Origin of the sequence: Pseudomonas sp. MPC6 (assembly GCF_006094435.1) — a bacterium.
Lineage (GTDB): Bacteria > Pseudomonadota > Gammaproteobacteria > Pseudomonadales > Pseudomonadaceae > Aquipseudomonas.
Genome location: NZ_CP034783.1, coordinates 1,277,096 through 1,301,436, shown reverse-complemented (window position 1 = coordinate 1,301,436; position 24,341 = coordinate 1,277,096). Strand labels below are relative to the sequence as shown.

At 60.2% G+C, this 24,341-nt stretch carries 19 protein-coding genes; 8 read left to right on the top strand and 11 right to left on the bottom strand.

All coding sequences use genetic code 11. The annotated features are described in order from the left end of the window. Positions 1 to 21: 21 nt before the first annotated feature. From bamA to rpsB, 9 genes are all read right to left on the bottom strand, one after another. A complete protein-coding gene (gene bamA / locus ELQ88_RS08015) occupies positions 22 to 2,397 on the bottom strand; it encodes an outer membrane protein assembly factor BamA (RefSeq protein WP_138964482.1) in 2,376 nt (791 codons plus the stop codon). 74 nt (positions 2,398 to 2,471) lie between these two features. Then, positions 2,472 to 3,824, bottom strand: a complete 1,353-nt coding sequence (gene rseP / locus ELQ88_RS08010; RefSeq protein WP_138964480.1) for a sigma E protease regulator RseP — start codon at positions 3,822 to 3,824, stop codon at positions 2,472 to 2,474. Positions 3,825 to 3,877: 53 nt separating this feature from the next. Next, positions 3,878 to 5,068, bottom strand: a complete 1,191-nt coding sequence (gene ispC, locus ELQ88_RS08005) for a 1-deoxy-D-xylulose-5-phosphate reductoisomerase (protein ID WP_138964478.1) — start codon at positions 5,066 to 5,068, stop codon at positions 3,878 to 3,880. Next, a complete protein-coding gene (locus ELQ88_RS08000) occupies positions 5,065 to 5,871 on the bottom strand; it encodes a phosphatidate cytidylyltransferase (RefSeq protein ID WP_138964476.1) in 807 nt (268 codons plus the stop codon). The genes ispC and ELQ88_RS08000 overlap by 4 nt, the downstream gene beginning before the upstream one ends. Next, positions 5,871 to 6,626, bottom strand: a complete 756-nt coding sequence (gene uppS, locus ELQ88_RS07995) for a polyprenyl diphosphate synthase (protein WP_128872779.1) — start codon at positions 6,624 to 6,626, stop codon at positions 5,871 to 5,873. The genes ELQ88_RS08000 and uppS overlap by 1 nt, the downstream gene beginning before the upstream one ends. Positions 6,627 to 6,639: 13 nt before the next feature. Next, positions 6,640 to 7,197 carry a ribosome recycling factor gene (gene frr, locus ELQ88_RS07990; protein WP_007907979.1) on the bottom strand — a complete coding sequence of 186 codons (558 nt, stop codon included), beginning with the start codon at positions 7,195 to 7,197 and terminating at the stop codon, positions 6,640 to 6,642. Next, positions 7,194 to 7,937 (bottom strand): UMP kinase, encoded by a 744-nt coding sequence (gene pyrH / locus ELQ88_RS07985; RefSeq protein ID WP_003172271.1) that lies wholly within the window; start codon positions 7,935 to 7,937, stop codon positions 7,194 to 7,196. The genes frr and pyrH overlap by 4 nt, the downstream gene beginning before the upstream one ends. A 210-nt stretch (positions 7,938 to 8,147) precedes the next feature. Beyond that, positions 8,148 to 9,011, bottom strand: a complete 864-nt coding sequence (gene tsf / locus ELQ88_RS07980; protein ID WP_128872778.1) for a translation elongation factor Ts — start codon at positions 9,009 to 9,011, stop codon at positions 8,148 to 8,150. 203 nt (positions 9,012 to 9,214) lie between these two features. Continuing rightward, entirely contained in the window at positions 9,215 to 9,952 is a 738-nt protein-coding gene (rpsB, locus tag ELQ88_RS07975) for a 30S ribosomal protein S2 (protein WP_007907989.1), read from the bottom strand. A gap of 374 nt (positions 9,953 to 10,326) precedes the next feature. On the opposite strand from rpsB, the gene map reads away from it, so the two are divergent. From map to dapC, 3 genes are all read left to right on the top strand, one after another. Further along, positions 10,327 to 11,109, top strand: coding sequence for a type I methionyl aminopeptidase (gene map / locus ELQ88_RS07970; protein WP_128872777.1), 783 nt, complete (start codon positions 10,327 to 10,329; stop codon positions 11,107 to 11,109). A 47-nt stretch (positions 11,110 to 11,156) separates the two neighbouring features. After that, the gene (locus tag ELQ88_RS07965; protein WP_128872776.1) at positions 11,157 to 13,859 is read left to right on the top strand and encodes a [protein-PII] uridylyltransferase; all 2,703 of its coding nucleotides are present in this window, start codon (positions 11,157 to 11,159) and stop codon (positions 13,857 to 13,859) included. Between the two features lie 144 nt (positions 13,860 to 14,003). Next, entirely contained in the window at positions 14,004 to 15,200 is a 1,197-nt protein-coding gene (gene dapC, locus ELQ88_RS07960; protein WP_128872775.1) for a succinyldiaminopimelate transaminase, read from the top strand. Between the two features lie 143 nt (positions 15,201 to 15,343). Here the strand turns inward: dapC and ELQ88_RS07950 are convergent, their stop codons facing one another. Then, the gene (locus ELQ88_RS07950) at positions 15,344 to 16,975 is read right to left on the bottom strand and encodes a Na+/H+ antiporter (RefSeq protein ID WP_138964472.1); all 1,632 of its coding nucleotides are present in this window, start codon (positions 16,973 to 16,975) and stop codon (positions 15,344 to 15,346) included. A gap of 268 nt (positions 16,976 to 17,243) precedes the next feature. Between ELQ88_RS07950 and ELQ88_RS07945 the strand changes: the two genes are divergently transcribed. The 4 genes from ELQ88_RS07945 to ELQ88_RS07930 all read left to right on the top strand — a co-directional run bounded on the left by ELQ88_RS07945 (position 17,244) and on the right by ELQ88_RS07930 (position 20,459). Beyond that, positions 17,244 to 17,606, top strand: coding sequence for an ArsC family reductase (locus tag ELQ88_RS07945; protein ID WP_064676097.1), 363 nt, complete (start codon positions 17,244 to 17,246; stop codon positions 17,604 to 17,606). 33 nt (positions 17,607 to 17,639) lie between these two features. Further along, a complete protein-coding gene (gene dapD, locus ELQ88_RS07940) occupies positions 17,640 to 18,674 on the top strand; it encodes a 2,3,4,5-tetrahydropyridine-2,6-dicarboxylate N-succinyltransferase (protein ID WP_138964470.1) in 1,035 nt (344 codons plus the stop codon). A gap of 178 nt (positions 18,675 to 18,852) precedes the next feature. Next, positions 18,853 to 20,058 (top strand): cysteine desulfurase, encoded by a 1,206-nt coding sequence (locus tag ELQ88_RS07935; RefSeq protein ID WP_138964468.1) that lies wholly within the window; start codon positions 18,853 to 18,855, stop codon positions 20,056 to 20,058. After that, positions 20,055 to 20,459 carry a SufE family protein gene (locus ELQ88_RS07930; RefSeq protein WP_138964466.1) on the top strand — a complete coding sequence of 135 codons (405 nt, stop codon included), beginning with the start codon at positions 20,055 to 20,057 and terminating at the stop codon, positions 20,457 to 20,459. Before ELQ88_RS07935 ends, ELQ88_RS07930 begins: the two co-directional genes overlap by 4 nt. Before the next feature lie 132 nt (positions 20,460 to 20,591). Here ELQ88_RS07930 and tcdA read toward each other — a convergent pair whose 3' ends face one another. After that, on the bottom strand, positions 20,592 to 21,404 hold the full coding sequence (gene tcdA, locus ELQ88_RS07925; protein WP_168187397.1) for a tRNA cyclic N6-threonylcarbamoyladenosine(37) synthase TcdA: 813 nt from the start codon (positions 21,402 to 21,404) through the stop codon (positions 20,592 to 20,594). Between the two features lie 276 nt (positions 21,405 to 21,680). Here tcdA and ELQ88_RS07920 point away from each other — a divergent pair, with 276 nt between their 5' ends. Further along, complete coding sequence (locus ELQ88_RS07920; RefSeq protein WP_128872770.1) at positions 21,681 to 24,272, top strand: glycosyltransferase; 2,592 nt, start codon at positions 21,681 to 21,683, stop codon at positions 24,270 to 24,272. Positions 24,273 to 24,341 lie beyond the last annotated feature (69 nt).

The window sequence follows — 24,341 nt, the reverse complement described above, 5'->3', positions numbered from 1 at the left end:
TCGTTATCTTGGGTCAGACGCTTAGAACGTCTGGCCGAGGGAGAATTGGAACACTTGAGTCTCAGCGTCATCCGGTTTCTTGACCGGCATGGCCAACGCGAAGCTCAGAGGACCCAGTGCGGTGACCCAGGTCACGCCGACACCGACGGAACTGGCCATGTTGCTCAGACTGATATCGTTGCACTTGGTATTGGACGACGAACCGTTTGCGTTGGTGGTGTCTTCGCATTTCGAGTCGAAGACGTTACCCACATCCCAGAATACCGACGTGCGCAGGGAACGTTGATCCTTGACGAACGGCAGCGGGAACAGAAGCTCCACACCGCCCTGGATCAGGACGTTGCCACCAAACGGCAGCGGATCCTGGTCCGGATCGGCCAATGTACCCGGGTTTGTACCACGGCTAGGCGTACTGCGTGGACCCAACGTACTGTCCTTGAAGCCACGCACCGAGTTGAAACCACCAGCATAGTAGTTTTCATAGAATGGCAAGCCATCGGTCGAACCGTAACCGTCGCCATAACCCAATTCGGTGTGCAGGCGCATGGTGTAGTTCTCGCTCAATGGCTGGAACAGCTGGCCACGGTAATCGAGCTTGAAGAACGACAGGTCGCTGCCAGGGGTGGTGGTTTCCAGCACCAGGCTCTGGGAACGGCCACGGGTAGCGAGTACGCCCTTGTTCAGGGTGGATTCGGACCAGCCGGCCGAGGCCTTGAAGTTCAGGTAGTTGTCGCCTTCCTTGTTCACGAAGTCGAAGATCTCGTCAACGGTGTAGACGCCCGTCTTGATCTTGTCTTGTTGCGCCGTCAGGCCGAAGGTCAGGCGCGACGTTTCGCTGATCGGGTAGCCGACGCTCACGCCAGCACCCAGGCTGTCTACGGCATAGCTGGCTACGTCGACATCGAGGTCTTTGTAGTCGGTGGTGCGGTAGAACGCGTTGTAGCCCAGGCTCACGCCATCAGCCGTCCAGTAGGGGTCGACATAACCAAAGTTATAGCGGCTCTGGTATTCACTGCGGGTCAGGCCGATGCTGACCTTGTTACCGGTACCGAGGAAGTTGTTCTGGGTAATCGAACCACCGAGGATCAGACCGGCGCTCTGGGCGAAACCGACGCTGGCGGTGATCGAACCAGAGGCTTGCTCTTCCACGCTGTAGTTCACATCAACCTGGTCGTCGACGCCCGGTACGGCCGGGGTTTCAACGTTGACTTCCTTGAAGAAGCCCAGGCGCTCAAGACGGGTCTTGGACTGGTCGATCAGGTAGGTCGAAGCCCAGCCGCCTTCCAGCTGACGCATTTCGCGGCGCAGCACTTCGTCTTCCGACTTGGTGTTGCCACGGAAGTTGATACGGTTGACGTAGGCACGCTTGCCCGGATCGACGGCGAACGTGATGTCTACCGTGTGATCGTCTTCGTGAGGCTGAGGCACGCCGTTGACGTTGGCGAAGGTGTAACCCTCGTTACCGAGGCGGCGGGTGATCAGTTCCGAGGTGGTGGTCATCAGCTTGCGCGAGAACACCTGGCCTTTCTGCACCAGCAACAGGGACTTGACCTGGTCTTCAGGGACTTTCAGGTCGCCGCTCAGCTTGACGTCACGAACGGTGTACTTCTCGCCTTCGTTGACGTTGACGGTGATATAGACATGTTTCTTGTCCGGGGTGATGGACACCTGGGTCGAAGCGATATCCATGTTGATATAGCCACGGTCCAGGTAGTAGGAGCGCAGGCGCTCGAGGTCACCGGACAGTTTTTCACGAGCGTACTTGTCGTCGTTCTTGAAGAACGACAACCAGTTGCTGGTCTTGAGTTCGAACAGGTCGATCAGGTCTTCGTCGGCGAAGACCGTGTTACCCACCACGTTGATGTGCTGGATAGCGGCGACGGTGCCTTCGTTGATGTTGACCTTCAGCGCAACGCGGTTACGCGGCTGCGGCACCACTTCGGTGTCGACAGTGGCCGAGTAGCGACCCTGAGCGACGTACTGGCGCTGCAGTTCGTTACGCACACCTTCGAGGGTGGCGCGCTGGAAGATCTCGCCTTCGGCCAGACCGGATTGTTTGAGGCCCTTCATCAGGTCTTCAGTGGAGATCGCTTTGTTGCCCTCGATCTCGATACTGGCGACCGAGGGTCGCTCGACGACCGTGATGACCAGGACGTTGCCGTCGCGACCCAACTGGATATCCTGAAAGAAACCGGTTTTGAACAGCGCACGAGTGGATTCCACCAGGCGACGATCGTCCGCCTTTTCACCGACGTTCAACGGCAAGGCACCAAAGACACTCCCCGCGGAGACCCGCTGGAGGCCATTGACGCGAATATCAGAGATGGTGAAGGACTCGGCGTGAACTTCGGCGATCATCAATACGGTGAGAACCGCAGTTAGCAGCAGACGTTTCATGAAGTCCTTTCTTATTCCAACTGGCAATAAACAAACTGCCGCAAAATGCGGCAGATTCGCAATTCAGCGAAGCGTTACAGTCGACCCAGATCATTGACCAGAGCAAGCAACATCACCCCGACCACCAAACTGATACCGATCTGTATCCCCCAACCCTGCACCCGATCCGACAAGGGGCGACCACGCACCCACTCGATCAGATAAAACAACAGATGCCCCCCATCCAGTACAGGAATGGGCAACAAATTCAGAACCCCCAGGCTAATACTCAGATAAGCAAGGAAATTCAGGAAATCAGCGACACCCGACTGGGCAGAAGCGCCCGCCACTTTAGCAATGGTTATCGGTCCACTCAAGTTTTTTACCGAGAGCTCGCCGAACAACATTTTCTTCAGCGAATCGAGGGTCAGCACACTCATGGTCCAGGTGCGTCGAGCACCCTCCCCGATCGCTGCCACGGGACCGTAACTGACCTCGCGAATCATCTCCGGCGGCCAGTCGACTGCCTTCACCCCTGCCCCCAGATAACCACTGGGCGCCTTCTTCTCGCCACGCGCGGCCAGCGTCACCGGGATGTCGAGTTGAGCCGCGTCGCGCTCGATGCGCAGGATGATTTTGCTATCGGGGCGCAGGCGGACGGTATCGACCACCTGCTGCCAGTCGTCCAATGCCTTGCCATCCAGGGCGATCAATCGATCGCCGGTCTTCAGGCCGGCAGCCTGGGCCGGGCCTTTTGGATCGAGTTCGGCCAGCACCGGTGGCAGGGCCGGACGCCAGGGGCGAATGCCCAGCGAGCGAATCGGGTCCGGTTCATCGGCACCCTTGAGCCATTTGTCCAGCACCAGCTCACGAGGCGATTCGGCCGTGGAGCCCTGATCGCGAACCAGCAACTGCAGGGCACCGCTTTCGCCCAGACGACGCACCAGCTGCAGATTCACCGCCGCCCAGCCGGACGTGGGCTCGCCATCGATGGCAATGATTTCCTGACCGGCGCTCAGGCCGGCCTTGGCGGCGATACTGCCGGACTCGACGGCACCGATGACCGGTCGCACCTGCTCGCTGCCAAGCATCGCGAGCACCCAGAAAAAGACCATCGCCAGCAGAAAGTTGGCAATCGGGCCGGCCGCGACGATAGCGATGCGTTGACGGACCGATTTGCGATTGAAGGATTGCTCGATCTGCTCGGCAGGCACTTCGCCTTCGCGTTCGTCGAGCATCTTCACATAGCCGCCCAGCGGGATGGCGGCGATCACGAATTCGGTGCCTTGCTTGTCGTGCCAGCGCAGCAGTGGCATGCCGAAGCCCACGGAAAAGCGCAGCACTTTGACCCCACAGCGACGCGCGACCCAGAAATGGCCGAATTCGTGGAAGGTGACCAGCACGCCCAGCGCTACCAGGGTGCCGACAATCATATAGAGCGCGCTCATCTACTTTCTCCGCAATCCTGTTCGTTGCTGCATGGGCCAACGTATTGCAGCACTTACCGCCCGTGACGACTCAACCATTGCCCGGCCAGCTCACGGGCCTTGGTGTCCGCCGTAAACACCGCGTCGAGATCGTCCACCGCAACCACCGGCTCGAGATTCAACACTTCCTCGATGATACTCGCGATTTCCGGGTAACGAACCCGTCCGTCGAGAAAGGCCGCGACCGCCACTTCATTCGCCGCATTGAGCATGGCCGGCGCACTGTTACCCGCTTCGGCCGCCTGACGCGCAAGGCGCAGGCAAGGGAAGCGATGTTCATCGGGTGCCTGGAAATCCAGACGCGCGATGGCAAACAGATCCAGCGGCGGCACGCCCGAGTCGATCCGCTCCGGCCAGGCCAGTGCATTGGCGATGGGCGTACGCATGTCCGGATTGCCCAGCTGGGCCAATACCGAACCGTCGATGTAATCGACCAGCGAATGAATCACGCTCTGCGGGTGAATCACCACCTCGACCTGGGATGGCTTGGCATCGAACAGCCAGCAGGCCTCGATCAATTCGAGCCCCTTGTTCATCATGCTGGCCGAATCCACCGAGATCTTGCGCCCCATGGACCAGTTCGGATGGGCACACGCCTGATCGGGGGTGACATGCACCAACTCAGCCATAGGTGTCTGTCGGAACGGACCACCCGAAGCTGTCAGCAAAATCCGACGCACGCCGACGGCCCCCAGGCCACGGGCAAAATCCCCTGGCATGCACTGGAAAATCGCGTTGTGCTCACTGTCGATCGGCAACAGCACCGAACCGCTTTTACGCACGGCCTGCATGAACAGCGCGCCGGACATCACCAGCGCTTCTTTGTTGGCCAGGAGGATTTTCTTGCCGGCTTCGACGGCCGCCAGGGTCGGACGCAAGCCCGCCGCACCGACGATAGCGGCCATCACGGCATCCACTTCAGGATCGGCCGCCACCTGGCACAACCCCTCCTCCCCCACCAGCACACGGGTCGACAGGCCCGCCGCGTGCAAGTCGTCCTGCAAGCCTCGGGCAGCGCTCGCCTCGGGCACCACGGCAAACCGCGGCGCATGACGCACGCACAGCGCCCGCAACTCACTCAGGCGGGTGAAGCCGCTCAAGGCGAACACTTGATAACGCTCAGGGTGACGCGCAATGACGTCGAGCGTGCTCAAACCGATCGAACCGGTCGCCCCCAGTACGGTAATCTGCTGTGGGCGGCTCACGGTGCGGCCATCCACAGCAATACGGCAAACACTGGAATCGCCGCCGTAAGACTGTCGATGCGATCGAGCACCCCGCCGTGACCCGGCAGCAGGTTGCTGCTGTCCTTGATCCCGGATTGACGCTTGAACATGCTTTCGGTGAGGTCACCCACCACCGAGATAAACACGATCACGGCGGCGCAGATCAGACCGATCAGCATCTGGGCGACACTCCAGTCGCGAACGATCCCGACGATCGCCGTGATCACCAGGCTCGCCGCCAACCCGCCATACACGCCTTCCCAGCTTTTGCCGGGACTGACCTGGGGGGCCAGCTTGCGCTTGCCGAACGCCCGACCGGAAAAGTAAGCCCCGATATCGGCGCCCCAGACCAGCACCATCACCGCCATGATCAGCCAGTTACCCAGGGGCTCCTGCTTGATCTGGACCAGACCTTGCCAGGCCGGCAACAAAATCAGCAGACCGATCACCAGCTTGCAGGCAGCGCTGGCCCAATGTTCGCTGGAGCGCGGGTAAGTCAGGACCAGCCAGGTCGCAACCCCCCACCAGAGCACCGAAGCGCCCAACACCCACGGTGCCAGCCCCGGCAGGATATGCATGATAAACAGCATCAATGCGACCACCGCCGCATAGCCGACGCGGATCGGCTGCTCGGTGAAGCCCGCCAGGCGTGCCCATTCCCAGGCTCCGAGGGTCACGACCAGCCCGATGAACAGGGCAAAACCGCTGCCTTCAAGCAGGAAAAACCCGCACAACGCAATCGGTAGCAGGATCAGTGCGGTGATGATTCGTTGTTTAAGCATTAAACCCGGGCTCCAGCCTCGACCTGCTCGCTCGTTTTACCGAAGCGGCGCTGGCGAGAAGCGTAATCGGCCAGCGCGTTACGCATGGCATCGTGTTTGAAGTCCGGCCAGAACAGGTCGGAGAAGTACAACTCGGCGTAAGCCAGTTGCCACAGCAGGAAGTTACTGATGCGATGCTCGCCACCGGTACGGATGCACAAGTCCGGCAACGGCAGGTCACCGGTGACCAGACAGGTTTGCAACAGTTCCGGGGTAATGTCTTCCGGCTGCAGATGCCCGGCCTGAACTTCCCGCGCCAGACGTTGCGCGGCTTGCGCGATATCCCACTGACCGCCGTAGTTGGCGGCGATCTGCAGGATGAAGCGATTGGCGCCCACCGTCATGGCCTCGGCCTCACGCATGGCAGCCTGCAACTCTGGGTGAAAACGCGAACGGTCGCCAATGATGCGCAAACTGATGTTGTTCTCGTTCAGGCGCTTGGCTTCACGCCGCAGCGCCCTGAAGAACAGATCCATCAAGGCACTGACCTCGGCGGCCGGACGCTGCCAGTTCTCACTGGAGAAGGCAAACAGCGTCAATACCTCGACCTTGGCCTCGGCACAGACCTCGATCACTGCCCGAACGGCATCCACCCCCGCTTTATGACCGGCGACACCCGGCATAAAGCGTTTTTTCGCCCAGCGATTATTACCATCCATGATGATCGCGACATGGCGCGGCACCGCGGTCGGCGCACTCTGCTTGATCTTATCCATGACAACGCGACCCTTATACGGCCATCAGGTCTTTTTCTTTCTGCGCCAGATTCGCGTCGATTTCAGCCACGTACTTTTTGGTCAGATCATCGATCTCGCCAGTGGCGCGACGCTCTTCGTCTTCGCTGATTTCTTTTTCCTTGACCAGATCCTTGAGCTGGCTATTCGCATCACGACGGATGTTGCGCACGGCAACACGAGCGTCTTCAGCGACATCGCGCGCCTGCTTGGTGAAGCCCTTGCGGGTTTCTTCGGTCAGGGCCGGCATGGAGATCAGCAGCAACTCACCCAGGTTGGTCGGGTTGAGGTTCAGACCTGCGCTACCGATGGCTTTGTCGACAGCACCCAGCATGTTGCGCTCAAAGGCAACGACTTGCAGGGTACGGGCGTCCTTGACGGTGATGTTCGCCACTTGCTTGATCGGGGTGTCGGAACCGTAATACGGCACCATCACGCCTTCAAGAATGCTTGGGTGCGCCTGGCCGGTACGAATACGGCCGAAGTTGTGCGCCAGCGATTCCACGGATTTTTTCATGCGCTCTTGAGCGTCTTTCTTGATTTCGTTGATCATTGTTGGCCTTCCTCGATCAGGGTCCCTTCAGCGCCGCCATGCACGATGTTCAGCAGGGCGCCGGGCTTGTTCATGTTAAATACGCGCAACGGCATCTTGTGGTCGCGGCACAGGCAAATGGCCGTCAGGTCCATCACGCCCAGCTTGCGATCCAGCACTTCATCGTACGTCAGATGATCGAACTTCTCGGCATGCGGGTCCTTGAATGGGTCCGCAGTGTAGACGCCATCGACCTTGGTTGCCTTGAGCACCACATCGGCATCGATTTCGATTGCACGCAGGCAGGCTGCCGAATCCGTGGTGAAGAACGGGTTACCCGTACCCGCCGCGAAAATCACAACCTCCTTGGCGTTCAGGTGGCGCATGGCTTTGCGGCGATCATAGTGATCGGTCACACCAACCATGGAAATGGCCGACATCACGATGGCGGAGATATTGGCACGCTCCAGCGCATCACGCATGGCCAAGGCATTCATCACAGTGGCCAGCATGCCCATGTGGTCGCCAGTGACCCGATCCATGCCGGCCGCGCTCAGCGCCGCACCGCGAAACAGGTTACCACCACCGATCACCAGACCGACCTGAACACCGATGCCGACCAGCTGGCCGACTTCCAGCGCCATGCGATCCAGAACTTTCGGATCGATCCCGAACTCTTCCGAGCCCATCAGGGCCTCGCCGCTAAGCTTGAGTAGAATGCGTTTATAGCGAGCCTGATAACCACTGCCCTGCTGAGCCATTGCGAATCTCTCCTGCGGCGTATTTTAAAAAATTCTTTGCCCGCTGTTTACAGCCGGCGTTCACTCTAGCGTGACGCTGCTTCAGCGCCATCGGAACATGGCTTTGTAAGCCAGTTCCAGGGGGAAACCAATTAAAATTGGGCACCCCATCTGAAAAGAGGCTGCGCGCGTGAGCGGGCAGCCTCTTCAGGGCGACAGTTGAGGACTGTCTTATTGCTTGGCGGCGGCCAGCTGGGCAGCAACTTCTTCAGCGAAGTTGTCGACCGGCTTCTCGATGCCTTCGCCTACTTTGAAGTAGGTGAAAGAAACGATTTCGGCACCGGCTTTCTTCGCCAGTTCACCAACCTTGATTTCAGGGTTCTTGACGAACGCCTGCTCAACCAGGCTCGCTTCAGCCAGGAACTTGCTGATACGGCCTTTGACCATGTTTTCAACGATGTTTTCTGGCTTGCCAGCGATCTTGTCGGCGTTCAGGGTCAGGAACACGCCCTTCTCACGCTCGACCGCTTCAGCGGAAACTTCCGATGGCAGCAGGAATTCAGGGTTGGTGGCTGCTACGTGCATAGCGATGTCCTTGGCCAGCTCAACGCTGCCGCCCTTCAGAACAACCGCAACACCGATCTTGTTGCCGTGCAGGTAACCACCGACAACATCACCTTCAACGCGTGCCAGGCGACGGATGTTGACGTTTTCGCCAACCTTGCCGACCAGAACCAGACGATCGGCTTCTTGAGCTTCGATCAGCGGAGCGACATCGGTCAGCTTGTCAGCAAACGCTTTTTCAACGCTTGCAGCAACAAATGCCTTGAAGTCGTCCTGCAGAGCCAGGAAGTCGGTCTGCGAGTTCACTTCCAGCAGAACGGCGGATTTACCGTCTTCTTTAAGAGCGATCGCGCCTTCAGCGGCAACGTTGCCAGCTTTTTTGGCAGCCTTGATGGCGCCGGAAGCACGCATGTCATCAATGGCTTTTTCGATGTCGCCGCCGGCCTTGGTCAAGGCCTTTTTGCAATCCATCATGCCTTCGCCGGTACGCTCACGCAGTTCTTTGACCAACGCTGCAGTAATCTCTGCCATTTCAAAATCCTCTTGGATAGGTTTTCAACCATTCCACCCGATCAAACGGGCGATCAATTCTTCCCGAATCTCCGTTGTAGGCCGCTGCACGTTACAGTCGCTATGTTGCGCTGCCACATGTGGGCGCCGACAAACGGTTTTCGAGGTGGCAAAAAGGGGGCCAAGCCCCCTTTTTGCTTACTGAGTCAACGCCAAGGCGTCAATTACTCAGCTGCAGCTGCCGGAGCTTCTTCAACGAACTGCTCGGTACCGCCAGCAACGTGGTTGCGACCACGGATGACTGCGTCAGCCATCGAACCCATGTACAGCTGGATAGCGCGGATTGCGTCATCGTTGCCTGGGATGATGTAGTCAACGCCTTCCGGGCTGCTGTTGGTATCGACTACGCCGATAACCGGGATGCCCAGCTTGTTGGCTTCGGTGATCGCGATGCGCTCGTGATCAACGTCGATAACGAACAGAGCGTCTGGCAGACCGCCCATGTCCTTGATACCACCCAGGGAACGATCGAGCTTCTCAAGATCGCGAGTGCGCATCAGCGCTTCTTTCTTGGTCAGCTTGGCGAAAGTACCGTCTTCGGCTTGCACTTCAAGGTCACGCAGACGCTTGATGGAAGCACGGATGGTTTTGAAGTTGGTCAGCATGCCGCCCAACCAGCGGTGATCGACGTACGGCGAACCGCAACGTGCTGCTTCTTCAGCAACGATCTTGCCAGCGGAACGCTTGGTGCCGACGAACAGAATCTTGTTTTTGCCCTGGGCCAGACGCTCTACGAAAGTCAGAGCTTCGTTGAACATTGGCAGGGTTTTTTCAAGGTTGATGATGTGGATCTTGTTACGCGCGCCGAAAATGTATTTACCCATTTTCGGGTTCCAGTAACGGGTCTGGTGACCGAAGTGCACACCGGCCTTCAGCATATCGCGCATGTTGACTTGGGACATGATAGTTCCTTAATAAGTCGGGTTTGGCCTCCACGTATCCCAATGACCAACCAGCAGCATTACGCTTCAGGCACCCAGGTCATCGTGTCGACACGTGTGTGGATTTAGGCTTCCCAGGGGATCCCCGGAAAGCGGCGCATTTTATACCACAAGGCGCAAAAAAACGGAACCCGGATTCTGAATTCCTGACCGAGGCTTTTCTGGCGCACCCTGCAATTCGCCAGGAATGCACCCTGCTATAAGAGAGAAGCGACGCACAGAGGCTCAGATTTGCCCTGTTCGTCTGATAGAATCGGGTTTTTCAGGGCCGCGGCATCGATCGCGCAACGCCCATTTTGTTTTAGCAAGCGCCATCGAGCGCAGAGAGAGCCTGTATGACCGTCACCCTCAAAACCCCGGAGGACATCGCCAAAATGCGTGTCGCCGGCAAACTGGCCGCCGATGTGCTGGAAATGATTGCCGAACATGTCAAACCGGGCATCACCACCGAAGAGCTGGACCGCATCTGCCACGACTACATCGTCAACGAGCAGAAGGCCATCCCTGCCCCGCTCAATTACAAGGGCTACCCGAAGTCGATCTGCACCTCGATCAACCACGTGGTCTGCCACGGCATCCCGAACGAAAAGCCGTTGAAGGATGGCGACACCCTGAACATCGACGTCACCGTGATCAAGGATGGCTTTCACGGCGATACCAGCCGCATGTTCCACGTCGGCACCGTGCCGGTCTGGGCCGAGCGCCTGTCGCAGGTGACCCAGGAATGCATGTACAAGGCCATCGAAATCGTCAAGCCCGGCTGCCGCCTGGGCGACATCGGTGAAATCATCCAGAAACACGCTGAAAAGAATGGTTTCTCGGTGGTCCGCGAGTTCTGTGGCCACGGCATCGGCAAGGTCTTCCATGAAGAACCGCAGATCCTGCACTACGGCCGTGCCGGCACCGGCATGGAACTCAAGGCTGGCATGACCTTCACCATCGAGCCGATGATCAACCAGGGCAAGGCCGACACCAAGGTGCTGGGCGACGGCTGGACCGCGATCACCAAGGACCGCAAGCTGTCGGCGCAGTGGGAACACACCTTGCTGGTGACCGAAACCGGTTACGAAATCTTCACCTTGCGCGCCGACGACACCATCCCGCGCGTTTCGGCCTGATCCAGAGCGCGCAGGTCCCAGCCTTTTATAGACAGGAAAGCCAATCGATGCCGCAGGTGGATCCAGAACTCTTCGACCGAGGCCAGTTCCAGGCGGAACTGGCCCTGAAGGCAAGCCCGATCGCGGCCTTCAAGAAGGCGATCCGCCAGGCCCGCGAGGTGCTCGACGGGCGCTTTCGCGGCGGCCGGGAGATTCGCCGGCTGATCGAGGATCGCGCCTGGTTCGTCGATAACATCCTGCAAAAGGCCTGGGAACAGTTCGACTGGAGCGAAGACGCCGACATCGCGCTGGTCGCGGTCGGCGGCTACGGTCGTGGTGAGCTGCACCCCTTTTCCGATATCGACCTGCTGATCCTGCTGGACAGCGCCGATCATGAGATTTTCCGGGATTCCATCGAGCGTTTTCTGACGCTGCTGTGGGACATCGGCCTGGAAGTCGGTCAGAGCGTGCGCTCGGTCGACGAGTGTGCCATTGAGGCCCGCGCCGACCTGACGGTCGTCACCAACCTGATGGAAAGCCGCACCATTTGCGGCCCCGAGCGCCTGCGCCAGCGCATGCTGGACGTTACCAGCACCGCGCACATGTGGCCGAGCAAAGACTTCTTCCTGGCCAAGCGCGCCGAGCAAAAGGCCCGGCACCACAAGTACAACGACACCGAATACAACCTGGAACCCAACGTCAAAGGTTCGCCCGGCGGCCTGCGGGACATCCAGACCATCCTGTGGGTGGCCCGTCGCGAATACGGCACCCTGAACCTGCGGGCGCTGGCCGGGGAAGGTTTCCTGGTCGAGAGCGAAAATGCCCTGCTGGCCTCCTCCCAGGAATTCCTGTGGAAGGTTCGTTACGCGTTGCACATGCTCGCCGGCCGCTCCGAAGACCGCTTGCTGTTCGATCACCAGCGCACCATTGCCGGGCTGCTGGGCTTCCAGGGCGATGACGCCAAGCAAGCCATCGAAAACTTCATGCAGCAGTATTACCGGGTGGTCATGAGCATTGCCCAGCTCAGCGACCTGATCATCCAGCACTTCGAAGAAGTCATTCTCGCGCCGCAAGACCAGACGCCGCCGCAACCGATCAACTCGCGATTCCAGCTGCACGACGGTTATATCGAGGCGCGCAACGACAACGTATTCCGTCGTACGCCTTTCGCCATGCTCGAAATCTTCGTGCTGATGGCGCAGCAACCGGAAATCAAGGGCGTGCGCGCCGACACCATTCGCCTGCTGCGCGAACACCGGCACCTGATCGACGACGATTTTCGCAACGACATTCGCAACACCAGCCTGTTCATCGAACTGTTCAAGTGCAAGATCGGCATCCATCGCAACCTGCGCCGGATGAACCGCTACGGCATCCTCGGCCGCTATCTGCCGGAGTTCGGATTCATTGTCGGGCAGATGCAGCACGACCTGTTTCACATTTATACGGTCGACGCCCACACCCTGAACCTGATCAAGCACCTGCGTAAGTTGCAGTACACCCAGGTGTCGGAAAAATTCCCGTTGGCCAGCAAGCTCATGGGCAAGCTGCCCAAGCCGGAGCTGATCTACCTGGCCGGGCTGTACCACGACATCGGCAAGGGCCGGCATGGCGACCATTCGGAAATCGGCGCGGTGGATGCCGAAGCCTTTTGCCAGCGCCATCAGCTGCCGGCCTGGGACAGCCGCCTGATCGTCTGGCTGGTGCAGAATCATCTGGTGATGTCGACCACCGCCCAGCGCAAGGATTTGTCCGACCCGCAGGTGATCCACGATTTCGCGCAGACCGTCGGCGACGAAACCCACCTCGATTATCTGTATGTACTGACCGTCGCCGACATCAACGCAACCAACCCGACGCTATGGAACTCCTGGCGCGCCAGCCTGTTGCGCCAGCTCTACACCGAGACCAAGCGGGCCTTGCGCCGTGGCCTGGAAAACCCGGTGGACCGCGAAGAACAGATCCGCCAGACCCAGAGCGCCGCCCTGGACATCCTGGTGCGCGGCGGCACCGATCCGGACGACGTCGAGCAACTCTGGTCGCAACTGGGCGACGACTACTTCCTGCGGCACACCGCCGGCGATGTGGCCTGGCACAGTGATGCGATCCTCCAGCAGCCGGCCGACGGCGGGCCACTGGTGCTGATCAAGGAAACCACCCAGCGCGAGTTCGAGGGCGGCACGCAGATCTTCATCTACGCCCCGGACCAGCACGACTTCTTCGCCGTGACCGTGGCCGCGATGGACCAGCTCAACCTGAACATCCACGACGCCCGGGTCATCACCTCCAGCAGCCAGTTCACCCTCGACACCTACATCGTGCTCGATACCGACGGCGACTCGATCGGCGATAATCCGGCGCGGGTCAAACAGATCCGTGACGGCCTGACCGAAGCCCTGCGCAATCCGGACGACTACCCGACCATCATTCAGCGTCGGGTGCCGCGCCAGCTCAAGCATTTCGCGTTTGCGCCGCAGGTGACGATCCACAACGACGCCCAGCGTCCGGTCACCGTGCTGGAGCTCAGCGCCCCGGATCGCCCGGGCTTGCTCGCTCGGATCGGCACGATATTCCTGGAATTCGACCTGTCGCTGCAGAACGCCAAGATCGCCACCCTGGGCGAGCGCGTGGAAGACGTGTTCTTCATCACCGATGCGAACAACCAGCCGTTGTCCGACCCGTTGCTGTGCAGCCGTTTGCAGGATGCGATCGTCGAACAGCTGACGGTCAACCAGGAATCCGAAATCAAACTGTCGCGCTTGAGTATCTGAATCAACAAATTGCCTGCCCACTGTGTAGGCGCTGGCTTGCCGGCGAAGACGTCCGCTCAGTCGATGAATGTGTCGACTGACCCACCGCTTCGCTGGCAAGCCAGCTCCTACAGGGGGTTTGCCCAAACCGAACGAGATCTACCGATGAACAACGCTCTGAACCAGTTGCAGCCCTACCCGTTCGAGAAGCTCCGCGCCCTGCTCGGCAGCGTCACGCCAAACCCTGACAAGCGCCCTGTCGCGCTGTCCATCGGCGAGCCGAAGCACCGTTCGCCGAGCTTTGTCGCCGAAGCCCTGGCCAGCAACCTGGATCAAATGGCCGTCTACCCGACCACCCTGGGCATCCCCGCCCTGCGTGAGGCCATCGCGGCCTGGTGCGAGCGCCGCTTCGGCGTCCCGAGCGGCTGGCTCGACCCGGCGCGCAACGTGCTGCCGGTCAACGGCACCCGTGAAGCGCTGTTTGCCTTCACCCAGACCGTGGTCAACCGTGGCGACGACGCCCTGGTGGTCAGCCCGAATCCTTTCTATCAGATCTACGAAGGCGCGGCGTTCCTCGCCGGGGCCAAGCCGCACTACCTGCCGTGCCTGGATGAAAACGGCTTCAACCCGGATTTCGATGCCGTCTCCCCGGACATCTGGAAACGCTGCCAGATCCTGTTCCTGTGCTCGCCGGGCAACCCCACCGGTGCGCTGATTCCGGTCGAGACCCTGAAAAAACTGATCGCCCTGGCCGACGAACACGACTTCGTGATCGCCGCGGACGAGTGCTACAGCGAACTGTACTTCGACGAACAGACCCCGCCGGCCGGTCTGCTCAGCGCCTGTGTGGAACTGGGCCGCAAGGATTTCAAGCGTTGCGTGGTGTTCCACAGCCTGTCCAAGCGCTCCAACCTGCCGGGCCTGCGTTCGGGCTTCGTCGCCGGTGACGCCGACATTCTCAAGGGCTTCCTGCTGTATCGCACCTACCACGGCTGCGCGATGCCGGTTCAGACCCAACTGGCCAGCGTCGCTGCCTGGAATGATGAAGTGCATGTGCGCGCCAACCGTGCGCTGTATCGCGAGAAATATGACGCGGTACTTGAGATCCTCAGCCCGGTGATGGATGTACAGCGCCCGGACGGCGGCTTCTATTTGTGGCCGAACGTTGCAGGCGATGACGAGGCATTCTGCCGTGATCTGTTCGTTGAAGAACACGTGACCGTGGTGCCGGGTTCCTATCTGTCCCGCGACGTCGAGGGGACCAATCCGGGTGCCGGACGAGTGCGCATGGCACTGGTTGCGCCGCTGGCCGAATGTGTTGAAGCCGCAGAGCGGATCCGCGCCTTTATCCAGCGCCGGTAAGAAAGAAGCTTGCCCTACCGAATACGCTCCGCTGTAGGAGCGAGCTTGCTCGCGATGGTCGTTAACGATAACGCGTGTTTACTGGTTAACAGCGGCGCTATTGAGTCCATCGCGAGCAAGCTCGCTCCTACAAAATCCAGGGGTCATTTCACCTGGCCGAGATTGGCTTCGCTCAAGTCCAGGTCAGCCAGCACCTCCCGCAATACGTCATCGCCAATCTGGTGCTGACGGCTCAGGCTATACAGTTCAAGGCGTTGCGCCCGCAGCGCCTTCAAGCGTAGCCGCCGCTCAAGCAAATCCATCTGAAACGCCAGCGCCTGGGCTTCCGCCGAATCGTTGAACACCTCCAGCTGTTGCCGATACTCGGACATGATCCGCGCCTTGAGTTCTACCGCCAGCGCGGCCTGCGCCGCATCCTGGGGATTGGCTTCTTCGGCTTCGAGCGCATGGATGGCGGCCTCGGCAGTTTTGCGCCAGGCGTCGCGCACTTCATTGCGACGCTTGTCGTCCGGGCTTTTCTCGATACCGCGCAGCAACAGCGGCAAAGCGATACACGCCGCAATCAGCGACAGCAAGATCACCCCGGCCGCGATGAAAATCAGCAGATCCCGCTCAGGAAAGGCCTCGGCCCCCATCAACAGCGGCACAGACATCACACCCGCCAGCGTCACCGCACCGCGCACGCCGCCAACCGTCAGCAACCAGCACGAGCGCGCCGTCGGCACCTGGGTCATTGCACCCTTGCCGCGCCAGCGTCGTAGCAGAACCGACAAGCGCCAGATGCTCTGCACCCAGATAAACCGCAACACCAGCAGCACCAGGAAAATCGCCACCACGTCCAGGCAGCGGTAGAGCAATGTCGGCCACAACGAGGTTTCATGGCTGGCCACGGCCTTGATGATGTCCGGCAATTGCAGGCCCAGTAGCAGGAAGATCAGGCCATTGAAGGCAAATTCCAGCAACGACCAGACGCTGCGATTGAGCAGGCGGGTACTGGTCTGGCGCGGCAGCAGATCGAGCCAGCTCTGCATCATCCCCGCCGCCACCGCCGACAGGATGCCCGATGCACCCAGTCGCTCGGCCAGCACATACGCCGCAAACGGCAGCAGCAACATGAACACCACGTGCGTCGCCGGGTCATCCCAGCCACGGGCGATCATCCAGGACCGCAAGCGCCCCACCAGCCAGCTCAGCGCCACCCCGACCGCCAGGCCGCCGACCGCGACCAGGACAAAGGTCACACTGGCGTTGGCCAGCGAGAACACGCCCGTCACCGCCGCCGCCAAGGCAAACTTGAAGGTCACAAGGCCCGAGGCATCGTTCATCAGCGCTTCGCCCTGCAGCATATGCATCAGGGGTGTCGGCAAGCGGTTCTGGGCAATCGCCGACACCGCCACGGCATCCGTCGGCGACAGCACCGCCGCCAAGGCAAACGCCACCGGCAGCGGAACACTCGGCAATAACCAATGAATGAAATAGCCGGCACCGACCACGGTGAACAGCACCAGGCCGACGGCCAGGGTCAGGATCGGTCCGCGCAAACGCCACAACTCTCGCTTGGGCATGCGCCAACCGTCGGAAAACAGCAGCGGCGGCAGGAACAGAAAAAGAAACAATTCGGGATCCAGCGCCACATGCAGCCCGAGGGTCGGCCAGGCCAACAAGGCACCCGCGGCGATTTGCACCAGTGGCAACGGTAACGGAATCACCCGTCCGACAAGGCGTGAAACGCTGACCAGCATCAACAGGATCAGGACGGTGTAGGCGGTTTGCATAAAGCGTGGTTCCCGAAAAATCGACAGTATTGAAGTGGCATATTAGCTGCTTGGTCGGATCCCTGACCCTTGTACCTATGTAGCACCGGGTTCACGAACCAGCGTATTCCCTTGTGGGAGCGAGCTTGCTCGCGATTGCGGCATAACATTCAGCATCTATGTCGACAGGCCCTCCGCTATCGCGAGCAAGCTCGCTCCCACAGGGTTTGCGCTTCCATGGCATAATCCTCCACCTTTAATTTCCAGCACCTGCAAAGGGGGCAATTCCTTGACCGTTTCAAGTAAAACGTTGCACCTTTTCGGCATCAAAGCCTGCGACACCATGAAAAAGGCGCGCACCTGGCTTGATGAACACGCTGTCAGCTATGACTTCCATGATTACAAAACGGCCGGAATCGACCGTGAACACCTGACCCAATGGTGCGACGAGCACGGCTGGCAAGTGGTGTTGAACCGTGCAGGCACGACCTTTCGCAAGCTCGACGACGAACGCAAAGCCGATCTCGACCAGCGCAAAGCCATCGAACTGATGCTCGCACAACCTTCGATGATCAAGCGCCCGGTGCTCGATCTCGGTGACCGAACCCTGATTGGCTTCAAGCCAGATATCTACGCGGCAGCACTCAAGTAAGGCAGCCCGTTCAATTTTGTTAGAGGTATTTACATGTCCACTACCCTGTTCAGCCTGGCCTTTGGTGTCGGCACTCAAAACCGTCAAGGCGCATGGCTGGAAGTGTTTTACGCGCAGCCACTGCTCAACCCGTCGGCCGAACTGGTCGCCGCCATTGCGCCCATTCTGGGCTACACCGAAGGCAACCAGGCCATCACCTTCACCCTCGCTCAGGCTTCGCAACTGGCCGACGCGCTCAAAGGCGTCGACGCTGTCCAGGCCGCCCTGCTCACCCGTCTGGCCGAAAGCCACAAGCCGCTGGTCGCCACCGTTCTGGCCGAAGATGCGCCACTGTCTTCCACGCCTGAGGCTTATCTCAAGCTGCACTTGCTGTCCCATCGCCTGGTCAAGCCGCACGGTTTGAACCTCACCGGGATTTTCCCGTTGCTGCCGAACGTGGCGTGGACCAGCCAGGGCGCCATCGACCTGGCCGAACTGGCCGAGCGTCAACTGGAAGCCCGCCTGCGTGGCGAGCTGCTGGAAGTGTTCTCGGTGGACAAGTTCCCGAAAATGACCGACTACGTGGTGCCGGCCGGTGTGCGTATCGCTGATGCGGCACGTCTGCGCCTGGGCGCCTATGTCGGCGAAGGCACCACCGTGATGCACGAAGGTTTCGTCAACTTCAACGCCGGCACCGAAGGCCCGGGCATGATCGAAGGCCGTGTTTCCGCGGGCGTATTCGTCGGCAAGGGCTCGGACCTGGGCGGCGGTTGCTCGACCATGGGCACCCTGTCGGGCGGCGGTAACATCGTGATCAAGGTCGGCGAAGGCTGCCTGATCGGCGCCAACGCCGGTATCGGTATTCCGTTGGGCGACCGCAACACCGTTGAATCGGGCCTGTACATCACCGCCGGGACCAAGGTGGCTTTGCTGGACGAGCACAACGCGCTGGTCAAAGTGGTGAAAGCCCGTGAACTGGCCGGCCAATCGGACCTGCTGTTCCGCCGCAATTCGCAGACCGGTGCCGTGGAATGCAAAACCCACAAATCGGCCATCGAACTGAACGAAGCGCTGCACGCTCACAACTAAGCAGCGCTGCTGGCAGCGTCACACGATCACCTCTGTAGGAGCGAGCTCGCTCGCGATGGACGTTAACGATAACGCGCGGCACCAGACAGCACGTGTCGTCCATGGGTTTTTCGCGAGCAAGCTCGCTCCTACACAGGGTCAGGCGTACCCCCGCCCATGTTTATCAGGGCCGAACACCATGATGATTCCCTCTCCCTGGCGCGCCGATTTTCCGGCCATCGCCGCATTGCAACGGCAAGACCAGACCTATCTGGACAACGCCGCCACCACGCAAAAACCCCAAGCCCTGCTGGATGCCCTGGCGCATTACTACGCCAACGGCGCGGCCAACGTGCATCGGGCGCAACACTTGCCCGGCGCGCATGCCACCCAGGCGTTCGAGGACAGCCGCCGCAAGGTTGCCCAATGGCTCAATGCCGGCGATTGCGGGCAGATCATCTTTACCCACGGCGCGACGTCCGCGCTGAATCTTCTGGCCTATGGCCTGGAACACCTGTTCAATCCGGGCGATGAAATCGTCATCAGCGCCCTGGAGCATCACGCCAATCTGCTGCCGTGGCAGCAACTGGCCCACCGTCGCGACCTGAAGCTGGTGGTCCTGCCGCTGGATGCCAGTGGCTTGATTGATCTTGATGCCGCTGCGCAGTTGATCAATCCACGAACCCGCCTGGTGGCAGTCAGCCAGCTGTCCAACGTGCTTGGCGCCTGGCAGCCGTTGCCCGCGTTGTTGGCAATCGCCCAGGCACATGACGCATTGACCGTGGTCGATGGCGCCCAGGGCGTCGTTCATGGTCGACATGACGTACAAGCGCTGGGTTGCGACTTCTATGTGTTTTCCAGCCATAAGCTCTATGGCCCCGAGGGCCTCGGCGTGCTGTTCGGGCGTGATAAAGCGCTGGAGCAACTGCGCCACTGGCAGTTTGGCGGTGAAATGGTGATGGAGGCCAATTATCACGACGCCCGCTTTCGTCCGGCGCCACTGGGTTTTGAAGCCGGTACTCCGCCGATTGCCAGTGTGATCGGCCTGGGGGCGACCCTCGATTACCTGGCCGGGCTCGATCAGGAAGCCGTGTCCGCCCACGAAGCGGCGTTGCATGACTATTTGCTCAAAGGCCTTGAAGCGCGCACTGGCATCCGCCTGCTGGGCAAGCCGCAGTTGGCGCTGGTCAGTTTTGTGGTCGAGGGTGTGCATAACTCCGACCTGGCCCATCTGCTGACGGAACAAGGGATTGCCGTGCGTGCGGGCCATCACTGTGCAATGCCGCTGTTGAAAAGCTTTGAACTGGCCGGGGCGATTCGGGTGTCGTTGGCGCTGTACAACGACTCCGAAGACCTGGAGCGGTTCTTTGACGCGCTGGATCAGGCGCTGGAGTTGTTGCGGTGAACTTGCCGGCCGATGCGGTTGCCGCGCTCGAAACCTTCCAGGCTGCCGCCGGATGGGAACAGCGGGCGCGGCTGCTGATGCAGTGGGGCGACCGTCTGCCTGCATTGAGCGATGTGGATAAGGTTGATGCCAATCGGGTGCACGGCTGTGAAAGTCAGGTGTGGCTGGTGGGCGCGTTGCAGGATGGTCATTGGCAGTTCGCCGCGAGCAGCGATGCGCGGTTGATTCGCGGGTTGGTGGCGTTGTTGCTGGCACGGGTCAATGGGTTGTCCGCGGCTGAGTTGCGGCAGGTGGATTTGCCGGAGTGGTTCAGTCAGTTGGGGCTGAGCCGCCATCTGTCGTCGTCGCGCAGTAATGGCCTGAACGCCGTGCTCCAGCGGATGAATGAGTTGGCGGGCTAATCGCCTTCGCGAGCAAGCCCGCTTCCACATTGGATTTGTGGCGCACCTGGTTTTTGTGACCGACACCGATCAAATGTGGGAGCGGGCTTGCTCCGGGCGGCGTTCCGACGAAGAGGCCATCAGCCACAACAGTTAAACTTCAGGCTTAACGCGATCCGCCGGCCGCCGCACCCCAGCCACAATCTTATCCACAGCCTTGGTCGCCGCGACCATGCCGAACGTCGCCGTCACCATCATCACCGCGCCAAACCCGCCGGCGCAGTCCAGCTTCACGCCATCGCCGACAAAACTCTTCTGCAAGCAAATGCTGCCGTCCGGTTTCGGGTAGCGCAGCTGTTCGGTGGAAAACACGCAGGGCACGCTGTAATGGCGGGTCACGGTGCGGGAGAAGTTGTAATCGCGGCGCAGGGTCGAGCGTACTTTCGACGCCAGCGGGTCATTGAACGTGCGGTTCAGGTCGCACACCTGGATCAGCGTCGGGTCGATCTGCCCGCCCGCGCCGCCGGTGGTGATGATCTGGATCTTGCGCCGCTTGCACCAGGCGATCAGCGCAGCCTTGGCGTTCACACTGTCGATGCAGTCGATCACGCAGTCGATGTTCGGCGTGATGTACTCGGCCATGGTCTCGCGGGTGACGAAATCCGCCACCGCGTGCACCGTGCAGTCCGGGTTGATCCCGCGCAGGCGCTCGGCCATCACCTCGACCTTGGGCTTGCCGACCGTGCTGTCCAGCGCATGCAGCTGACGATTGGCGTTGCTGACACAGACATCGTCCAGGTCGAACAGCGAAATTTCGCCCACGCCACACCGGGCAACGGCTTCCGCCGCCCAGGAGCCGACGCCGCCGACACCGACGATCGCCACATGGGCCGCGCGCAAGCGCTCCAGGCCCTCGATGCCATACAACCGGGCGATGCCAGCAAACCGCGGATCTTCTGTACTCATGACCATTACCCCAAAAACCGGCGCGCATTATAGGGCCGAAGTCGGCCAAGAGCATCTTTGGGCTATGAACGGCGTCTTGATTTCTTCATTCAGGCTACACAGAACCAGGAATCATCCTACGAAGGGCAACGAAAGAACTTAAGCCGAGTTGGATTGCCAAACGTAGGGCATTTCCCTGTCAGCTGTACGCTCAGGCGATGCCCGGTGTAGGATGCGCGCCCCTTGGCGCTCGCCGACCGGTCCTTAGTTCCACAGCCTTTGGAACCCGAAATAGCTATGTCATCGCGTAAATTTGGACTCAACCTGGTGGTGGTGCTCGCCATCGCTGCCTTGTTTACCGGCTTCTGGGCGCTGATCAATCGCCCGGTTACCGCCCCCAACTGGCCCGAACAGATCTCCGGCTTTTCATACTCGCCGTTCCAGCAAGGCCAGTACCCGCAGAAAGAGCAGTATCCGACCGACGATGAAATGCGTCGCGATCTGGAGATCCTGAGCAAGCTGACGGACAACATCCGTACGTACTCGGTCGATGGCACCCTGGGAAACATTCCCAAACTGGCAGAAGAATTCGGCCTGAGGGTCACCCTCGGCATCTGGATCAGCCCGGACGAGGAGCGTAACGAGCGCGAGATCACGCGTGCGATCGAAATCGCCAACAGTTCGCGCAGCGTGGTCCGGGTGGTTGTAGGCAACGAGGCGATCTTCCGTAAGGAAATTACCGCCCCGGAGCTCAGCATTATCCTCGATCGCGTGCGCGCGGCGGTGAAAGTGCCGGTGACCACCTCCGAGCAGTGGCACGTCTGGGAAGAAAACCCCAGCCTGGCCAAGCACGTAGACCTGATCGCCGCGCACGTCCTGCCCTATTGGGAGCATGTGCCGATGGAACAGGCCGGGCAGTTCGTGCTCGACCGCGCCCGCGACCTGAAAAAAATGTTCCCGAAAAAACCGCTGTTGCTGTCGGAAGTCGGCTGGCCGAGCAACGGCCGTATGCGCGGCGGCGCCGATGCGTCACCGGCAGACCAGGCGATTTACCTGCGTACACTGGTCAACAAGCTCAACCGCCAGGGTTTCAACTACTTCGTCATCGAAGCGTTTGACCAGCCCTGGAAGGCCAGCGATGAAGGCTCGGTAGGCGCTTATTGGGGTGTGTTCAACGCCGCACGCCAGCAGAAATTCAACTTCGACGGTCCGGTCGTCGCAATTCCGCAATGGCGGGTGCTGGCTGTCGGCTCGGTGGTATTGGCCCTGCTGTCCCTGACCCTGTTGATGATCGACGGCTCGGCCCTGCGCCAACGCGGTCGCACCTTCCTGACCTTCATCGCGTTCCTCTGCGGTTCGGTACTGGTGTGGATCGGTTACGACTACAGCCTGCAATACAGCACCTGGTTCAGCCTGACGGTGGGTTTCCTGCTCGGCCTCGGCGCGCTCGGGGTGTTTATCGTGCTGCTGACCGAGGCCCACGAACTGGCCGAAGCGGTCTGGACCCACAAGCGTCGGCGCGAATTCCTGCCGGTGGTGGGGGATTCGGACTACCGACCGAAAGTGTCGATTCACGTCCCTTGCTACAACGAGCCGCCGGAGATGGTCAAACAGACCCTCAACGCCCTGGCCAACCTCGATTACCCGGACTTCGAAGTCCTGATCATCGACAACAACACCAAGGACCCGGCGGTCTGGGAACCGGTGCGCGATTACTGCGAAACCCTCGGCCCGCGCTTCAAGTTCTTCCATGTCGCGCCGCTGGCCGGTTTCAAGGGCGGCGCGCTGAATTACCTGATTCCGCACACCGCCAAGGATGCCGAAGTGATTGCGGTGATCGACTCGGACTACTGCGTCGATCCGAACTGGCTCAAGCACATGGTGCCGCACTTCGCCGATCCGAAAATCGCCGTGGTGCAATCGCCACAGGATTACCGCGACCAGAACGAAAGCACCTTCAAGAAGCTCTGCTACGCGGAATACAAAGGTTTCTTCCACATCGGCATGGTCACTCGCAACGACCGTGACGCGATCATCCAGCACGGCACCATGACCATGACCCGGCGCTCGGTGCTCGAGGAGCTCGGCTGGGCCGACTGGTGCATCTGTGAAGACGCCGAGCTGGGCCTGCGCGTGTTCGAAAAAGGCCTGTCGGCGGCGTATTACCACACCAGCTACGGCAAAGGCCTGATGCCCGATACCTTTATCGACTTCAAGAAACAGCGATTCCGCTGGGCCTATGGCGCGATTCAGATCATCAAGCGTCACACCGCCAGCCTGTTGCGCGGCAAGGACACCGAACTGACCCGTGGCCAGCGTTACCACTTCCTCGCGGGCTGGTTGCCGTGGGTGGCGGACGGCATGAACATCTTCTTCACCGTCGGTGCGCTGTTGTGGTCGGCGGCGATGATCATCGTGCCGCAACGGGTCGATCCGCCATTGTTGATTTTCGCGATCCCGCCATTGGCGCTGTTTGTGTTCAAGGTCGGCAAGATCATCTTCCTCTACCGTCGTGCGGTGGGGGTCAACCTCAAGGATGCCTTCTGCGCGGCACTGGCCGGGCTGGCGTTGTCGCACACCATCGCCAAGGCGGTGTTGTACGGCTTCTTCACCAGCAGCATTCCGTTCTTCCGCACCCCGAAAAACGCCGATAACCACGGTTTCTGGGTGGCCATCTCCGAGGCGCGGGAAGAAGTGTTCATCATGCTGCTGTTGTGGGGTGCGGCGCTGGGGATCTTCCTGGTGAACGGCATGCCGAGCAACGACATGCGCTTCTGGGTGACCATGCTGCTGGTGCAGTCGCTGCCTTACCTGGCGGCGCTGATCATGGCGTTCCTGTCTTCGCTGCCGAAACCTTCGGTCGAAGCCGAGCCGCTACCAGCGGTCTAAATCGCTGCGGATGCACTAAACGGCGGCCAATGGTCGCCGTTTTGCTTTAAGATAACCGCCATTTTGCAG

What these genes read in the sequence shown, in the direction of transcription:
- bamA (WP_138964482.1), bottom strand. Translation starts at nt 2,397, where the DNA reads ATGAAACGTCTGCTGCTAACTGCGGTTCTCACCGTATTGATGATCGCC.
- rseP (WP_138964480.1), bottom strand. Translation starts at nt 3,824, where the DNA reads ATGAGCGCGCTCTATATGATTGTCGGCACCCTGGTAGCGCTGGGCGTG.
- ELQ88_RS08000 (WP_138964476.1), bottom strand. Translation starts at nt 5,871, where the DNA reads ATGCTTAAACAACGAATCATCACCGCACTGATCCTGCTACCGATTGCG.
- uppS (WP_128872779.1), bottom strand. Translation starts at nt 6,626, where the DNA reads ATGGATAAGATCAAGCAGAGTGCGCCGACCGCGGTGCCGCGCCATGTC.
- frr (WP_007907979.1), bottom strand. Translation starts at nt 7,197, where the DNA reads ATGATCAACGAAATCAAGAAAGACGCTCAAGAGCGCATGAAAAAATCC.
- pyrH (WP_003172271.1), bottom strand. Translation starts at nt 7,937, where the DNA reads ATGGCTCAGCAGGGCAGTGGTTATCAGGCTCGCTATAAACGCATTCTA.
- tsf (WP_128872778.1), bottom strand. Translation starts at nt 9,011, where the DNA reads ATGGCAGAGATTACTGCAGCGTTGGTCAAAGAACTGCGTGAGCGTACC.
- rpsB (WP_007907989.1), bottom strand. Translation starts at nt 9,952, where the DNA reads ATGTCCCAAGTCAACATGCGCGATATGCTGAAGGCCGGTGTGCACTTC.
- map (WP_128872777.1), top strand. Translation starts at nt 10,327, where the DNA reads ATGACCGTCACCCTCAAAACCCCGGAGGACATCGCCAAAATGCGTGTC.
- ELQ88_RS07965 (WP_128872776.1), top strand. Translation starts at nt 11,157, where the DNA reads ATGCCGCAGGTGGATCCAGAACTCTTCGACCGAGGCCAGTTCCAGGCG.
- dapC (WP_128872775.1), top strand. Translation starts at nt 14,004, where the DNA reads ATGAACAACGCTCTGAACCAGTTGCAGCCCTACCCGTTCGAGAAGCTC.
- ELQ88_RS07950 (WP_138964472.1), bottom strand. Translation starts at nt 16,975, where the DNA reads ATGCAAACCGCCTACACCGTCCTGATCCTGTTGATGCTGGTCAGCGTT.
- dapD (WP_138964470.1), top strand. Translation starts at nt 17,640, where the DNA reads ATGTCCACTACCCTGTTCAGCCTGGCCTTTGGTGTCGGCACTCAAAAC.
- ELQ88_RS07935 (WP_138964468.1), top strand. Translation starts at nt 18,853, where the DNA reads ATGATGATTCCCTCTCCCTGGCGCGCCGATTTTCCGGCCATCGCCGCA.
- tcdA (WP_168187397.1), bottom strand. Translation starts at nt 21,404, where the DNA reads ATGAGTACAGAAGATCCGCGGTTTGCTGGCATCGCCCGGTTGTATGGC.
- ELQ88_RS07920 (WP_128872770.1), top strand. Translation starts at nt 21,681, where the DNA reads ATGTCATCGCGTAAATTTGGACTCAACCTGGTGGTGGTGCTCGCCATC.